Annotated in this window: 11 protein-coding genes; 4 read left to right on the top strand and 7 right to left on the bottom strand. The window is 60.8% G+C overall.

Going from position 1 to position 13,507, the window contains the following annotated elements; translation table 11 throughout:
* Positions 1-27: 27 nt before the first annotated feature.
* Entirely contained in the window at positions 28-936 is a 909-nt protein-coding gene (locus B472_RS06625) for a LysR substrate-binding domain-containing protein (RefSeq protein ID WP_026039410.1), read from the bottom strand.
* Between the two features lie 101 nt (positions 937-1,037).
* Here B472_RS06625 and B472_RS06620 point away from each other — a divergent pair, with 101 nt between their 5' ends.
* The 3 genes from B472_RS06620 to egtD all read left to right on the top strand — a co-directional run bounded on the left by B472_RS06620 (position 1,038) and on the right by egtD (position 4,272).
* Positions 1,038-2,021: a tripartite tricarboxylate transporter substrate binding protein gene (locus tag B472_RS06620; protein ID WP_019426235.1), complete on the top strand. Its 984-nt coding sequence runs from the start codon at positions 1,038-1,040 to the stop codon at positions 2,019-2,021.
* Positions 2,018-3,229, top strand: coding sequence for a M20 aminoacylase family protein (locus B472_RS06615; RefSeq protein WP_116798607.1), 1,212 nt, complete (start codon positions 2,018-2,020; stop codon positions 3,227-3,229). Before B472_RS06620 ends, B472_RS06615 begins: the two co-directional genes overlap by 4 nt.
* 74 nt (positions 3,230-3,303) lie before the next feature.
* The gene (gene egtD / locus B472_RS06610) at positions 3,304-4,272 is read left to right on the top strand and encodes an L-histidine N(alpha)-methyltransferase (RefSeq protein ID WP_019426233.1); all 969 of its coding nucleotides are present in this window, start codon (positions 3,304-3,306) and stop codon (positions 4,270-4,272) included.
* 7 nt (positions 4,273-4,279) lie between these two features.
* Here egtD and senA read toward each other — a convergent pair whose 3' ends face one another.
* From senA to B472_RS06585, 5 genes are all read right to left on the bottom strand, one after another.
* Positions 4,280-5,431, bottom strand: coding sequence for a selenoneine synthase SenA (gene senA, locus B472_RS06605; RefSeq protein WP_238147396.1), 1,152 nt, complete (start codon positions 5,429-5,431; stop codon positions 4,280-4,282).
* 82 nt (positions 5,432-5,513) lie between these two features.
* On the bottom strand, positions 5,514-5,843 hold the full coding sequence (locus B472_RS06600; RefSeq protein ID WP_019426231.1) for a P-II family nitrogen regulator: 330 nt from the start codon (positions 5,841-5,843) through the stop codon (positions 5,514-5,516).
* 15 nt (positions 5,844-5,858) lie between these two features.
* The gene (locus B472_RS06595; protein WP_019426230.1) at positions 5,859-8,948 is read right to left on the bottom strand and encodes an efflux RND transporter permease subunit; all 3,090 of its coding nucleotides are present in this window, start codon (positions 8,946-8,948) and stop codon (positions 5,859-5,861) included.
* A 14-nt stretch (positions 8,949-8,962) separates the two neighbouring features.
* Positions 8,963-10,138, bottom strand: coding sequence for an efflux RND transporter periplasmic adaptor subunit (locus B472_RS06590; protein ID WP_019426229.1), 1,176 nt, complete (start codon positions 10,136-10,138; stop codon positions 8,963-8,965).
* Between the two features lie 5 nt (positions 10,139-10,143).
* Positions 10,144-11,499 (bottom strand): TolC family protein, encoded by a 1,356-nt coding sequence (locus B472_RS06585; RefSeq protein ID WP_238147395.1) that lies wholly within the window; start codon positions 11,497-11,499, stop codon positions 10,144-10,146.
* Between the two features lie 182 nt (positions 11,500-11,681).
* Here B472_RS06585 and senB point away from each other — a divergent pair, with 182 nt between their 5' ends.
* Positions 11,682-12,653 carry a selenoneine biosynthesis selenosugar synthase SenB gene (gene senB, locus B472_RS06580; RefSeq protein WP_050995429.1) on the top strand — a complete coding sequence of 324 codons (972 nt, stop codon included), beginning with the start codon at positions 11,682-11,684 and terminating at the stop codon, positions 12,651-12,653.
* A 6-nt stretch (positions 12,654-12,659) separates the two neighbouring features.
* Here the strand turns inward: senB and B472_RS06575 are convergent, their stop codons facing one another.
* Positions 12,660-13,505, bottom strand: a complete 846-nt coding sequence (locus B472_RS06575; protein WP_019426226.1) for an MTAP family purine nucleoside phosphorylase — start codon at positions 13,503-13,505, stop codon at positions 12,660-12,662.
* Positions 13,506-13,507: the final 2 nt, after the last annotated feature.

Here is a 13,507-nt window from a genome sequence, read left to right as displayed (position 1 = left end):
AGGCCGGCGTGTTGGCCATGGATTCATTCAGTTTGGCACATGAAAGTGGTCTTCGGCGGATTGTTGAATCAGCCAATCGGCGAAACGGTCACCCGCATCAAAGGGGGGCGCGTCCTTGTGCCGACACAAAAAATAACCTCGCCCACAGGAGACCTCTGTGTCAAAGGGCTTGACCAATTCGCCCTTGATGAGTTCAAGCTGAACCAGGCAAGCAGGCACAACGGCGACGCCCATGCCGGATTTGGCCGCCACGATCAGGTTCATGGTCAGATCAAAGCTGGGCCCCAAGCGGGGCGTGAAAGGCACGCCTGCCGCATCAAACCACCTGGCCCAGTTGTCCGGAAAATTGGTGTGCCCCAGCAAGGTGGCCGAATGCAGATCTTTCGGCTTGCGAAATCGTTTTTTAAGTTCAGGTGTACAGACTGGCACCAGCTCACGCCCCAGCAAGTAGCGTGTGTCCACATGGTCAGGCCATTTTCGGTAGGGACGTTTGACCTCAATCCAAAAATCAACGTCATCCCGGGTGAAGTCCTCGTCGTGCCTGAATTGCCTCATCTCAATGTTCACATCGGGATGAATCTGCCGAAGCTGCTGGAGCCGGGGCAAAAACCACTGGATACCCAAAGTGGGAATCACACTGATTCGGACAGGGCGAGATTGCAGGGCATTTCCGAAACTCTCAAAAGCCGATTCCAGCGCCAAGACGGGGCGCTGTATCAATTTGCTGAGTTCGACACCCCGCTCGGTCAACACCACACCCGCTGAATTTCTGTCAAAGAGCCTGACGCCGCCCAGGTGCTCTTCCAGTCGCTGCACGGCCTTGCTCACAGCGGCTTGCGTCACACACAGCTGCTCTGCCGCACCTTTGAAACTTTTCACGCGGCACACCGCCAAAAACGCGTGCATCTCAACCATGGAAGGGGACCGAACTTTCATGGCTTGGTTTATAACATTAGGTTATCGAGTGCGATGACTTTGTCGTTTGTAGAGAGCAACTGTTCTGACTAACCTCAGTGCTTTCATCCAGAAAGCACCTCATGCAACTCAACCGACGCCAAGTGATGGGCCTGGCCGCAGCCGGCGCCTTGACGCCCCTGCACCCAGCCTTGGCCCAAGCGGGCTATCCATCCAAGCCCATCACCTTGGTGGTGCCTTTTGCGCCGGGTGGGGCCGTGGACAACTCGGGACGCCTGATGGCCGAACGCTTGAGCCGGGTCCTGAAAGTCCCGGTGATTGTGGACAACAAAGCCGGTGCAGGCGGTGCCATTGGTTCGAGTTTTGCGGCCAAAGCGGCGCCCGATGGCTACACCTTGGTGGTGACGTCGCAAAGCACGCATGTGGTCAATCCTGCGGTCAACCCCAAATTGCCTTACGACGCGCTCAAAGACTTTGCCCCCATCACCTTGATCGACCGCTTGGCCAACGTTTTGCTGGTCAACAAGGATCTGCCCGTCAAAACTTTTGCCGATTTGCTGAAGTACGCCCAGGCCAATCCCGACAAGCTGAGCTATGCCAGTGCGGGCATCGGCTCGGTGTCCCATCTGAGCATGGAGTTGATGAAGGTTCAGGCGAAATTGCCGATGGCGCACATTGCCTACCGTGGGGCCGGCCCTGCGCTCGTGGACTTGCTTTCCGGTCAAGTTCAGCTGACTTGGAACAACCTGTCTTCCAACATGAGCAACATCCGCAACGGCAATCTGCGGGCCTTGGCCGTCGCCGCACCGCAACGCGTGCCTCAACTGCCAGATGTCCCCACGTTTGGCGAGCTCAAATTGCCCGATCTGAACCTCACATCCTGGACAGGGCTTGCCGCCCCCGCCAACACCCCCGAGCCCATCGTTCAACTGCTGTACAGGACTGTGCGCGGGATTCTGAACGAGCCTGCCACCCAGTCGGTCTGGACGGACAAGGGCATGATGGTGCCCGAGGACATATCGCCTGCCGCCTACCGCACTGAAATCGGGGATCGGATCCAGTTTTACCAGCGCATCGCCAAAGCCAACAACATCGTCGCGGAATGAGCGATTCCTTGTCATCACCGTCCGTGCAGCCCTTTCAGTACACGCGCATTGAGCACTTGACGCCTCATGCGGATGAGTTAACACGCATCCGCAAACACCTTCACCAGCACCCTGAGCTGGCTTTTGCGGAGCACCAAACCTCCAACTTCATGGCGCAAAAGCTCGAAGAGTTCGGGTATGCGGTGACCAGAGGCATTGGCGGTACCGGTTTGGTGGGCACGCTGAAAAATGGCACGGGCACCAAGCGTCTGGGCATTCGTGCCGACATGGATGCCTTGCCAATCCACGAGTGCACAGGCGCAGCGCATGCGAGCACCGTTGCGGGTCGCATGCATGCCTGTGGCCACGATGGGCACATGACCATGCTGCTGGGCGCTGCAAAGCGGCTGGCCGAACACCGGAATTTTTCGGGCACCCTGAACCTGATCTTTCAGCCCGCCGAAGAGAAAGGCTTTGACAGCGGCGCCAAGGCCATGGTCCAAGACGGACTCTTCGACCGATTCCCGTGCGATGCGGTCTTTGCCATGCACAACCACCCAGGGGCCGCGCAAGGCCGAATTTTGTTGCGCCGCGGTGCATTCATGGCAGCGGGCGACCGCGTGTTCGTGAAAATCTTGGGCGTTGGCGGGCATGCAGCAAGGCCGCACTTGGCTGCCGATCCACTCGTCGCTGCTGCGGCCATCGTCACCTCTTTGCAAACTGTGGTGGCCAGAAATGTCGACCCGGCTGAAACGGCCGTGGTCACCGTCGGGCGTTTTCGGTCAGGCGACGCCCTGAACGTGATTCCCGAGATGGCCGAGATCGGCATCAGCGTCCGGTCGTTTTCTCCTGCCGTTCGCGCACTGCTGAAAAAACGGATCACCGAGATCATCACGGGCATCGCGCAAGCGCACGACACCCAAGCCGACATCCAATACATCGAAGGCTATCCGGTCTTGATCAACACGCCAGAAGCCGTCGACCTGGCCGCGCAAGTGGCGCAGGATTTGATGGGCCCCGATGCGGTTGAGCTCGAACATCCGCAACTCACAGGCAGTGAAGACTTTGCCTACATGCTCCAGGCCTGTCCCGGCGCGCTGGTCAGGATCGGCAACGGCCCATTGGAGAAAGGCCGGGGTCTGCACAACCCGGGCTACGATTTCAACGATGCCAATCTTCCCTGTGGCGCCGCGTTCTGGTGCCAGTTGGCCGAGCGTTTTTTACGGTGACACCACGGATCAAAGCCTGCACGGACCTGACAAGGGATGTTGAACCCGCCCATGGCACGGGTTAGCATGGCCGCATGCGCACCCCCCAATTCATCCAGCTGTACCAGCACAACGCCGCCGCTGTGGCGCAAGAGCTCTTGCAGGGCTTGTGCGCCCCACAGGCCTACACCTCGCCCAAATACCTGTACGACGCGCTGGGCTCGCGACTGTTCGAGGCCATCACCGAGCTGCCCGAATACGACCTGACGCGCACCGAGGCGCTGCTCATGCGCCTGCACAGCGCCGACATGGCGCAGCACTTGCCCGCAGGTGCGTGCTGGGTGGACCTGGGTGCAGGCAACTGCGAAAAAGCCGGACGTCTGCTGGGCCCGATGCAGGCCGGTCGCTATGTGGCGGTGGACATTTCGGTGGACTTTGTGCGCCAAGCCCTGGACAGCCTGCAGCGCCAGCACCCGAGTCTGGCCATGACGGGCCTGGGCACTGACTTTTCCGGCGGGCTGGATTTACCAGACGCCTTGGGCTTGGACCCGGCGCAGCCGCGCGTGTTGTTTTACCCGGGCTCGAGCATCGGCAACTTCACACCCGATCAAGCTCTGGGCTTTTTGCAAAGCCTGCACAAGGCTTGCGGGTCAGCCATGGGCAGTGGCTTGCTGATCGGGGTGGATTTGGTCAAGGACGCGGCCGAATTGGAAGCGGCCTACGACGACGCCTTGGGCGTGACCGCCGCCTTTGACCTGAACTTGCTGCTGCACATCAACCGTTTGGTGGGCAGCAACTTTGCGGTGCGTGACTGGCGGCACCTGTCGCGTTTCAATGCGGCGCAGTCGCGGGTCGAGATGCACCTGCAGGCACGCCACGAACTCACCGTGCAGTGGCCAGGCGGCCAGCGACAGTTTGCACAGGGCGAGACCATCCACACCGAAAACGCTTGCAAATGGACGGTGCCCAACTTTGAAGCTTTGCTGCACTCAGCAGGCTTTGCCGGCACCCGCGCCTGGACCGATCCGGCCCAGCGTTTTGCCGTCTTGTGGGCGCAGGCCTGATGGGGCTTTAAAGCGCCACCGTGCGAAAGCCTGCAAAGATATCGCGCCGCTCGGGCACAAAAAAGTTGCGGTAACGCACATCGACCAGATGCTGCGACGTGGCGCGGCATGCGCCCTTGAGCACACGGTGACCCTGCCACCAAGGTTCTGAATATTCGCGGTAAGGGTGAGGCACAAAGCCCGGGTAAGGCGCGAAATCGCTCGCCGTCCATTCCCACACTTGGCCCCACGCAAAGCCCTCCAGCGCTGCAGCGCAAGTCCACTCAGCCTCGGTTGGCAAGCGCCTACCCGCCCATTGGCACCAAGCTTGCGCATCGTGGGCGTTGACATGCACCACGGGTGCGTCCATCGGCATGGCTTGCCAGCGGCCAAACACTTGGACCTGCCAATCACCTTGCACCCAGCGCACATGGGGTGGCAGGGCGTACCCCGTTGCTTGCAAGAAGGGCAGGTACTGCGCCCACGTCACGGCCTTGGCATCGATCTCGAACGCGGCCAAGGTCACCGCGTGCGCAGGGCATTCGTTGTCAAAGGCAAATCCAGGCCCGGCATGGCCCACAGTGCAGACTTGGGCGGGGATGGACAAAGCGCTATTCGGCAAAACAGGGCCGCCTTCCTGCACATGCCCCACACACAAGGTTTCGGGCAAAGCCACCCCCAGGTTTTGCGCCATGTAAACCGAAGCCTCGTTGTGCATGGCCTCGTGTTGCATCGCCAAGCGCCAAAAGTACAGCGCTTCGTCGCTGGCGTCGGGCGCAGCCCGCAACTGGGCCAAGCTGTGCGTCAATACGTCGGACAGGTAGCGCTGTGTGTGCTCAAAGTCGGGCAGGTTCAGCGACCAACGGCTGTCGTGCGCCACGTCACTGGAGTTGTACAGCGCATCGGCATGCGGCAAAAGCGAAGCTGCAAAACCATCGCCCGAAGAAGCGCTGCGTGTGCCTTCGTGGCGCTGGCGGTTGCGCACCGTCCACCACTCCTGAAACCACGCGATGTGGCCCCACTCCCAAAGTGGCGGGTTCATTTGGGGTGAAAGTGGCACCGACAAATCGGCCACCGCCGCCTGCCATGCCTGCATCAAGCCCAGCGTGCGTTGGCGCGTGACCATCAATGCAGCAAGCAGTGGCCCTGATCCCGATACGCGCGAAAAATTGGTCAACACCACCACAGGCTCAACAGATTTGGGGTCGAATCACCCCGAAAGTTCAAAGCGGTCGCGGAACGCAAATCGGCCCACCCAGACGTCAGGCCATGGGCTCGCCATTGCGGACACGGTGCACAGAAGCCACGTCCAGCACCCACACCAAACCATCTCCAAAATTGCCCGTGCCGCAAGAGCTGACGATGACATTGCGAATGGTTTCCACCATGTCGTCAGGACACAGCACACACACCATGTACTTCTCTGTGAAATCGGTCAGCTCGTCGCGCACAGAACGCTTGTCGATCGAAGCCGGGGCCGTGAAGCCCTGGGCACTGAACATGGACATGCCCGGGAAGTTGGGGATCGCACGCAAAGCTTCTCGCAGGCGATCACGGCGATTGGGGCGAATGATGGCGCGTACTTCTTTCATCAACTGTCTCCAAATTTAAGCTTCTTGTGGCACGTCGTCGAACCACCTGTAAAGCGCAGGCAAAACGACCAGTGTCAGTAATGTAGAGGAAATCAAACCGCCAATGACCACCACGGCCAAGGGACGTTGAACCTCTGAACCAGGGCCTGTAGCGAACAGGAAGGGCACCAAGGCCAGCAGCGCCACCGTGGCGGTCATGAGCACAGGCCGAAAGCGTTGTACACAACCCTCGCGCACCGCAGCGGCGACCGACATGCCGTCTTCGCGCAGTTTGCGAATGCTGCTGACCAGCACCACGCCGTTGAGCACCGCGATGCCCCACAAAGCGATGAAGCCCACGGATGCCGGAACGCTGATGTACTCACCAGAAACAAACAAGGCCAAGATGCCGCCAATCGATGCAAAGGGCAAAACCAAGATGATCAAGGTCGCCAATTTGACCGAATTGAACAGCATGAACAGCAAGAAGAAGATGGCCACAATGGTCAGCGGCACGATGATGGTGAGCGTTTCCATGGCGCGCTCCATGTTTTCAAACTGACCACCCCAAGACAGGTAGTAACCCTCTGGCAAGGTCAGTTCGGCATCGACGCGTTGCTGCACCTCTTGCACAAAGCCACCCAAGTCTCGACCACTCACGTTGGCACCCACCACCACGCGGCGTTTGCCAAACTCACGGCTGATCGTGGGCGGGCTGTCCAGCAACTCAATGCTGGCCACGGCCGACAAGGGGACCAAGGTGCCATCTCTGGTTTTCAAGGTCGTGTTGCGGATGGCTTGAATCGAATTGCGGTTTTCTTGTGGGTAGCGCACCACAATGGCAAAACGCCGCTGACCCTCGTACAACTGCCCCACTTCATTGCCCCCAAAAGCGGTTTCGATCAGGTCGTTCACGTCCGACACATTGATGCCATACCGAGCAATCGATTGCCGGTCGATTTCAATGGTCAAGGTTTGCTGCCCCGACAAGCGCTCCACACGCAAGTCGATCGCGCCGGGCACGGTGCTGGTGATGCGGGCGACCTCTTCGGAGATGCGCTTGAGTTCGGCCAAATCGTCACCAAACACCTTGATGGCCAACTGCGAACGCACGCCGGTCACCATTTCGTCCACCCGCTGTGCAATGGGTTGGTTCATGATCACCTGAACACCCGGCAAGACGGCCAGCGCTTTGCGAATGTCTTCTTCGATCTCGGTCTGGGTGCGCCCGGCTTCACGGTCGATCACCACGATCGGATCGGACTCATTGGGCCCGGCTGGATCGGCCAAGGATTCACCCCGGCCCAGCTTGGCCACCACCGATTTGACACCTGGCACTTGCGAGACGATTTTCATCGCCTCGTACTCCACATTGAGCGATTCCTCGAGTGAAATGCTGGGCACCCGAATGATCTGAGGAACGATGTTGCCCTCTTTCATGGTGGGGATGAAACTTTTGCCGAGCAGCGGAAACAAGGACAAAGAGCCCACCAACAAAGCCACGGCAATCGCGATCGTCTTCTTTTCAGCGCCCAAGGCCAAATGCAAAACCGTCAGGTAATGGCGCTTCAAAAAGGCGATCGGTTTGGTGTCGTGGTCGCTGCCACCGCGCAGCACATAGCTGCACAGCACAGGCGACAAAAACAGCGACACCACCAAAGACACCGCCAAGGCAATGGCGATGGTCAAGGCCAAAGGCGCAAACATCTTGCCTTCCATGCCCGTCAAGGTCATCAAGGGCAAGAACACCAAGATGATGATCGACATGCCATAGACCGTGGGCTTGGCGATTTCACTGGTGGCCTCCAGGATGGTGCGCAGTCTCGACGCTCGGCTGGGGCCGGCTTGCCCCAATTTGTGGAAGACGTTTTCAACCACCACCACCGTGCCATCGACCATCAGGCCGATCGCGATGGCCAAACCCCCGAGCGACATCAGGTTGGCCGACAAGCCCAACTGGTTCATCATCATGAATGTGACCAAAGGCGTGATCACGATGGTGGCCACCACCACCAAGCTGGAGCGCACATCGCCCAAGAACAGCAACAAGATGATGATGATGAACACAATGCCTTCCAGCAGCACCTTGGTCACCATCCACAGCGCCGAATCCACCAACTCGGTGCGGTCGTAAAAGGGCTCAATCTGCAAACCACCAGGCAACATGCCTTTTTGGTTGATCTCTTCAACCTTGGTCTTGACCCGGCCCACCACCTCTTTGGCGTTGGCGCCGCGCAGCATCATGACGATACCGGCCACCGCTTCGGTCTCGCCATTGCGCACCACCGCACCCTGGCGCACGGCAGCGCCCACCTGGACTTGCGCCACATCGCGCACGAACACAGGCACGTCGCCCGACTCTTTCAAGATGATGTTGCCGATGTCGTCGGCGGTTTGGATCAAGCCCACGCCACGGATCAGGTACTGCTCGGCCGAGGAGCGCAGCAGACCGCCGCCCGAGTTGGCGTTGTTGCGCTCAATCGATTCGAGCACCTCACGCAGCGACAAGCGGTAGTGGCGCAGGCGGTCCGGGTTGACCAGCACCTGGAATTGGCGCTCCAAGCCGCCCATCGAGTTGATCTCGGCCACGCCCGGAATCGAGCGCAACATGGGGCGCAGCACCCAGTCCTGGATGACGCGGCGCTCCATCAGCTCGTTGTCGGAGAGTTTGCGCTGACCATCGTCCGGGTGCACCAAGGTGTATTGGTAAACCTCGCCCAAACCGGTCGAGACTGGCCCCAAAACCGGCACCACCCCCTCGGGCATGCGCGGGGTGACTTCGAGCAACCGCTCCATCACCAGCTGGCGTGCAAAGTAAACATCGGTTTTGTCGGTGAACACGAGGGTGACCAGGGACAAGCCGGCGCGGTTGAGCGCGCGCATTTCGGTCAGGCCCGGCAAACCGGTCATCGCCACCTCCAGTGGCATGGTGACAAAGCGCTCCACCTCTTCGGGCGAACGGCCAGGCACCTCGGTGGCCACCTGAACTTGCACGTTGGTCACATCGGGGAACGCATCCACCGACAATTTCATGGCGGCGCGTCCGCCAAAACCGAGCAACACCAGCGCCACCACCAACACCAGCAAACGCTGGGTGAGGGCGGCGCGAATCAAAGACTTCAGCATGCGGTTGTTCCTTGTTACTGAAGTTCAGCGCGCTTGCGCTCGTTGTGCAAATGGAATGCCCCCTGGACCACCACCGGATCACCCAACTTGACCCCCTTGCGTACAGGCCTCAGCTCATCGTGTGCAGGGGCCAATTCAACCGGGGTGAAACGGAAAGTGCCTTCACCGACTTTCAGGTAAACGTGGTCGCGATCGCTCTCGCGGATGACCGCGTCTTGCGGCACCACCAACTCGCTGGTGGCCTCGCCCCGGATGCGCATGGTGGCCAGCATTTGGGGTTTCAGGTCACGGCTGAGGTTGTCCACTTGGGTGCGAAACGGCACCGTGCGCGTCTCGGGTGACACCGCATCGCCCACATAGATGATTCTTCCGGACAACTGGCGGTTGCCCAGGGCAGGCACTTCGATGTCCACCTGTTGACCCATGCGCACCGAGCGGGCTGTTTGCTCAGGCAAAGCACCGCTCACCCAGACATTGCCCAAATCGGCCACAGTAAACAGGTGGTCACCGGGTTGCACCACTTGGCCATTGCTGATTTTTCTCTCCAGCAGAACGCCCGACTGGGTGGCCAAAATGGGCGCATGGGATTGCAAAGCGCCTTGGTCGCGCAGCGCTTCCAAGGGGGCGCCCGCGATGCCCAGCAACTTGAGTTGGTCGCTCAGTGCGCGCATTTCGGCGCGGGCCACCGACAACTCGGACTCGCGGCGCTGCAATTCAGCGGCACCGATCACGTCGGCTTGAAAGAGTTGGCGCGCACGGTCGACGGCGCGCTCAGCCAAGCCGGCATTGGAGTGGGCGCGCAAAAAAGCCATCTGGGCTTGCGTCAACTCTGGGCTGGCAACCCGCGCCAAGGGTTGGCCCGCTTTGATGCGGTCACCCACCTCCACCAACAACTCGGTGACGCGGCCGGTGACCGAGGCGCCAATGCGGGTCACTTGGCGCTCATTGGCCTCGATTCGGCCAGGCACTTCTTGGATGGGGACAATGTTGCTCATGGCCGCATCGGCCACTTTGAAGCGGCTGGCCATGGAAGGCTCGACTTGAATTTGCAAAGGGTCGCCAGCGGGTTTGGCCGCCTCGGCCGCCACCGGTACAGACGGTTTGCCGCAGCCGGTCAAAACAAAGGCGCTCAAAACGGTGGACAACAAAAAGACACGCGTGCCCACAAGAGATTTGACATGGAGTGGCATAGGGATCATTTCACAGATGGGGTGGCATCAGCGGCATAACGGCCACTGAGTTGAACAAGGGTGATGCGAGCGACTTGCATCTGGTAACGGGCTTGCAACAGGTCTGCGCGCACGCTGCGCAAAACACGTTGGGCGTCCAGCACATCCAAAATGCCACGCTCGCCAAAGCGGTAGGCGGCTTCGGCCACACGCAAGGCCGATTCGGCCTCGCGAACAACGCCTTGGCTCAAGGCGTCGACACGCAAGCGGGACATTTCAAGCGACCGCCAAGCCAACAAGATTTGTTGGGTCATTTCGGCTTGTCGGCCTTCATAGCGTGTGCGCGCTCTTTCGAGCTCCGCCACCGCTTCGGCGATCGGGCCAGTGCGCTGGTCTAAAAGGGGGATCTGCACGCCGATGCCCCATTGCGACTGGCGCACTTGGGGGTCTGACATTTGCGAGTAACGCAGGTCCACCGAAGGCACCACGCTGGCACGCACGGACGCCAGCCGGGACTTGGCACGGTCCAACTCGTGCTGCAGGATCCTCAACTCCGGGTTGAACTGGCTGGCACTGGCTTGCAACTGCTCCAAGGTCTGGTTGAGCGCCCTTTCGCTGGGCGTGGGCGGCTTGAGCTTCCAGCGGGCAGGCAACTGCCCGGCCGCCAATCGGCTGATTTCAAGCAGCGTGTTGTCGGCGCGCAAAGCGGCGGTTTGCTGGCGCTCACGGGCGTTGATGACTTCGGAGTCGGCTTTGATCAGCTCATAGCGTGGCGCCTCGCCACTGCTGACCCGAACGCGCACCCGCTGCTGGACTTGTTCCAACAAGGTCAAGGACTCGGCAGCGGCCTCGGCTTCACCCTGATGCAGCAAGGCCTCAAAAATACGCATGCGCAACTGCGCCAACAGGTCATTGCGCACGTTGGCACGCTGCTGCTCGGCACTGGAAACACCGGCTTGCGCACTGTCCATGCGCGCTCTGCGCAATTGGGGGTTTTCAATGGGTTGGGTGAACGTCCAGCTTTGGCTCGAAGCAGAGCCCGAGCCCAACTGTTGCCAAGGCCCGCGTGACACGTCAATGCGCGGGTTGAGCAAAGCGCCGGCCGAGGTGACCGATGCCCGAGCGGCATCGACGGACTGGCCGGTGGCCCGCAGCAAGGGGTTGAACTGCAGAACCAGGGCCTCCAAACTGGCCGTGTCAAATTCTGGCAACTCGGCCGCACGGCTGAGGCCTGCGGTCTGCACTGCGCTGGCCGTGCTGCTGGGGGTCGAAGCCCAAGCCGGGCTGGCCCCTGTGCAAACGAGCACCGAGATGGCCAAACACGCCATGCTGTTCAAAGAATGTCTGTGCAGTGGCAGCGGTAAGCGCCTAGAGCGAATCATGAAAGGGTCCTGGGTGTAGAAGAATCGCAATCGAGCTTGATATTCTACAAAAAACGGAACGATCAAAGAAAACACTCAGATTTATCCGAAATCTAAAGGGGGAATTGAACGCAAAAAAGGGCGTTTTTCCCAAAGCCACTGCTCTTGACTGCGGTTTCAGAGCGCTCGGCTATAAATGGGCCATGAATCCCCTGCGCATCGTCATCGTCAGCCCCGCCTTGGCCGACGCCAACAACGGCAACTGGCAAACCGCGCGCCGCTGGCAACGCTTGCTGCAACCCCAGCAGGTGCGCATCGTGCGGCAATGGCCTGACGCGCAGGCCGATGGCGATGGTGTGATGCTGGCCCTGCACGCCCGCCGCTCGGCCGACTCGATTCAGGCCTGGCACGCGCGGCATGGCCAGCGCGGCTTGGGGCTGGTGCTGACCGGCACCGACCTGTACCGCGACATCGCGCACGACACGCAAGCACAGCGCTCGCTGACGCTGGCGCACAGCTTGGTGGTGCTGCAGGGCCTGGGCGTGCAAAGCCTGCCCAGCGAACACCAAGCCAAGGCCCGCGTGATTTTTCAATCGACCGGCACGCGACAAACACTGGCCAAAACCTCACGCCACTTGCGGGTGCTGATGGTGGGCCATTTGCGCGATGAAAAAGACCCTCTGACTTTGATGGCCGCAGCCCGTTTGTTGCCCGCAGGCAGCGGCATCCGGATCGACCACATTGGCGCGCCGCTGGATGCCGCACTGGGCCAGGCCGCACAAGCCACCCAAGCACAGTGCCCGCATTACCGCTGGCTGGGCGCCGTGCCCCACGCCCAAACCCTGCAACGCATCCAGCGCGCGCACCTGCTGGTGCACTGCAGCCGCATGGAAGGCGGTGCGCATGTGCTGATGGAAGCCATCTGCAGCGGCACCCCCGTGATGGCCTCGCGCATCGACGGCAATGTGGGCCTGCTGGGCACGGATTACGCGGGCTACTTCGAACCGGGTGATGCGCATGGCTTGGCCGAACAGCTGCTGGCTTGCCGCAACACCACCCGCGGCCCGGCGCTCATGGCTGAGCTTGAGCGCCAATGCGCTTTGCGTGCGCCCTTGTTTGACCCGCAAGCCGAACGCGCGGCCTTGCAGCGCTGGGTACAAGTGCTCAGCGCGTAAGACCGCTCAGCGCCGCAACACGGACAGCCACTGGGCTTGCGCTGGTGTGAGTGCCGCATCGGGCGTGAGCATGGCGCTGGCCAGCGCCTGGCGACTGGCCGGGTCCGGCTCGGGCAGGGGCTGCGACAACAAAGCATCGAGCACCTGCGCAGCTTTGCCCAAGGTCTTGCCATACAGCTCAAAAATACCGGACACACTGACGTGCTGGGAGGGGTCGTCCAACCAACAGTCGTAGTCGGTGACCAGACCCACGGTGGCGTAGGCCATCTGCGCTTCGCGGGCCAAGAAAACTTCCGGCACATTGGTCATGCCCACCAAGTGACAACCGGCTTGGCGCAGAAAATGGCTTTCGGCCTGCGTGCCCAGGCGCGGGCCTTCCACGCAGCCGTAGGTCAGGCCCCGGTGCACCGACAGGCCGCAGCGCTGAGCGGCCTGTGAGACGGCATCCACCAAGCCCGCACTGACGGGTTTGGCCGTGGACACATGGGCGGCCACGCCTTGCCCAAAGAAGGTGCGTTCACGCTGGCCCCGTGTCCAGTCAAAGTACTGCTCGGGCATGGCCATGTCGCCGGGCTTGACCTCCAGGCTCAAGCTGCCCACCGCCGAAAACCCGAGCAACTGGGTGGCCCCGGCCTGCTTGAGGGCAAAAATGTTGGCGCGGTAATTGACCTCGTGCGGCAACAAACGGTGGCCGCTGCCGTGGCGCGCCAAAAACAGCACTTCTTGACCGTGGTACTGACCGCGCAGCACATCGCCAGAAGCCTGCCCAAAGGAGGTGTTGCCCGGTATGCGCTGCGTGATGCGCAAGCCCGGAAGTTCGTAGAGGCCGGTGCCTCCGATGATGGCCAACATGC

Origin of the sequence: Limnohabitans sp. Rim28, assembly GCF_000293865.2 — a bacterium.
Lineage (GTDB): Bacteria > Pseudomonadota > Gammaproteobacteria > Burkholderiales > Burkholderiaceae_C > Limnohabitans_A.
This window is presented reverse-complemented; position numbering and strand designations above follow the sequence as displayed.

Excerpts from the sequence above, each read along its gene's own strand:
- B472_RS06625 (WP_026039410.1), bottom strand. The coding sequence starts at position 936 with ATGAAAGTTCGGTCCCCTTCCATGGTTGAGATGCACGCGTTTTTGGCG.
- B472_RS06620 (WP_019426235.1), top strand. The coding sequence starts at position 1,038 with ATGCAACTCAACCGACGCCAAGTGATGGGCCTGGCCGCAGCCGGCGCC.
- B472_RS06615 (WP_116798607.1), top strand. The coding sequence starts at position 2,018 with ATGAGCGATTCCTTGTCATCACCGTCCGTGCAGCCCTTTCAGTACACG.
- egtD (WP_019426233.1), top strand. The coding sequence starts at position 3,304 with ATGCGCACCCCCCAATTCATCCAGCTGTACCAGCACAACGCCGCCGCT.
- B472_RS06600 (WP_019426231.1), bottom strand. The coding sequence starts at position 5,843 with ATGAAAGAAGTACGCGCCATCATTCGCCCCAATCGCCGTGATCGCCTG.
- B472_RS06595 (WP_019426230.1), bottom strand. The coding sequence starts at position 8,948 with ATGCTGAAGTCTTTGATTCGCGCCGCCCTCACCCAGCGTTTGCTGGTG.
- B472_RS06590 (WP_019426229.1), bottom strand. The coding sequence starts at position 10,138 with ATGCCACTCCATGTCAAATCTCTTGTGGGCACGCGTGTCTTTTTGTTG.
- B472_RS06585 (WP_238147395.1), bottom strand. The coding sequence starts at position 11,499 with ATGATTCGCTCTAGGCGCTTACCGCTGCCACTGCACAGACATTCTTTG.
- senB (WP_050995429.1), top strand. The coding sequence starts at position 11,682 with ATGAATCCCCTGCGCATCGTCATCGTCAGCCCCGCCTTGGCCGACGCC.
- B472_RS06575 (WP_019426226.1), bottom strand. The coding sequence starts at position 13,505 with ATGTTGGCCATCATCGGAGGCACCGGCCTCTACGAACTTCCGGGCTTG.